The sequence below is a fragment of the Arhodomonas sp. KWT genome (assembly GCF_010993615.1).
Genome location: NZ_WNXE01000409.1, coordinates 1 through 1,556 on the forward strand (window position 1 = coordinate 1; position 1,556 = coordinate 1,556).

Sequence of the window (1,556 nt, forward strand, 5' to 3'; positions counted from 1 at the left end):
CTCTTCGTCAAGCTCGGCACCCAGCACTGCCCGGACTGCGACATCCCCATCCGCGCGCAGACCGCGGACGCCATCGTGGCGCAGCTCCTCGACGAGCACCGCGGCGCCCGCCTGCGCCTGCTGGCGCCGCTGGTGATCGCCCGCAAGGGCTACTACACGGACCTCGCCAAGTGGGCCGCGGGCAAGGGCTTCACCCACCTGCGCGTGGACGGCAGCGACATGCCCACCGGCGACTGGCCGCGTCTGGACCGCTACCAGGAGCACGACATCGATCTCCCGGTCGCCGAGGTCGACGCCGAGCCGGGCAACGAGGACGGGCTCCGCGAGGCCCTGGAGCACGCCCTCGCCCACGGCCACGGCACGGTGCGCGTCGTCCACGACGGCGGCGAGGCCCTGCTGTCCACGGAGCGCGCCTGCCCCGGCTGCGGCCAGAGCTTCGCGCCCCTGGACCCGCGGCTGTTCTCGTACAACTCACGCCACGGCTGGTGCCCGGAATGCTACGGCACCGGCGAAATGCTCGCCGGCTTCGACGCGGAACAGACCGGCGAGGAGCGCTCGTGGCGGAACGTGGACGAGGGCGAGGTCACCGTCTGCCCCGCCTGCGACGGCCGGCGCCTCAACCCCACCGCCCTCGCCGTGCGGTTCACCGGCCGGAGCATCGCGGCCTTCACCGGGGAGTCGGTGACCGATGCCCGCGAGACCTTCGGGACCCTCACCCTGGACGAGCGCGAGGGCGAGATCGCCCGGGACATCCTCCCGGAGATCCGCAACCGCCTGGACTTCCTCCGCGAGGTCGGCCTCGGCTACCTCACCCTCGACCGGGCGGCGCCCACCCTCTCCGGAGGCGAGGCCCAGCGCATCCGGCTCGCCGCACAGCTCGGGTCCAACCTCCAGGGCGTGTGCTACATCATGGACGAGCCGACCATCGGGCTGCACCCGCGGGACAACCGCATGCTCCTCGACACCCTCGGCCGCCTGGAGGGCAAGGGCAACACTATCGTCGTGGTGGAGCACGACGAGGAGACCATACGCCGCGCCGAGCACGTCATCGACCTCGGGCCCGGCGCCGGCGTCCATGGCGGCCGGGTCGTGGCCGCGGGACCTGTGGACAGCCTCCTCGCGAACCCCGACTCGGTGACCGGCCGCGCCCTCGCCGAACCCCTGCGCCATCCCCTGCGCGGCAGCCGCCGCACCGACGAGCCGGAGGCCGAGGTCCAGGTGCGCGGGGCGCACCGGCACAACCTCCACTACGTCGATGCCCGGGTGCCGCTGTCCCGCCTGGTGGCGGTCACCGGCGTCTCCGGTTCCGGGAAGTCCACGCTGGTGCGCGACGTCCTCCACGGCAACCTGCGCCGCCTGGTCGCCACGCGGCGCGGCGAGACGCCGCCGGCACCTCAGGGCTGCGAGGCGGTGACGGGCTGGGAGCCGGTGGAACGGGTACTGGAAGTCGACCAGACGCCCATCGGCAAGACTCCCCGTTCCTGCCCCGCCACGTATGTGGGCATCTGGGACGATATCCGGCGGCTGTTCGCCGAGACGGAGGAGGCACGCATCCG

The 1,556-nt window shown here is 73.1% G+C and carries 1 pseudogene; it reads left to right on the plus strand.

Annotated elements, in window-relative coordinates:
• Positions 1-1,556, plus strand: a pseudogene (locus tag G7A99_RS19420) (excinuclease ABC subunit A); the annotation flags it as partial.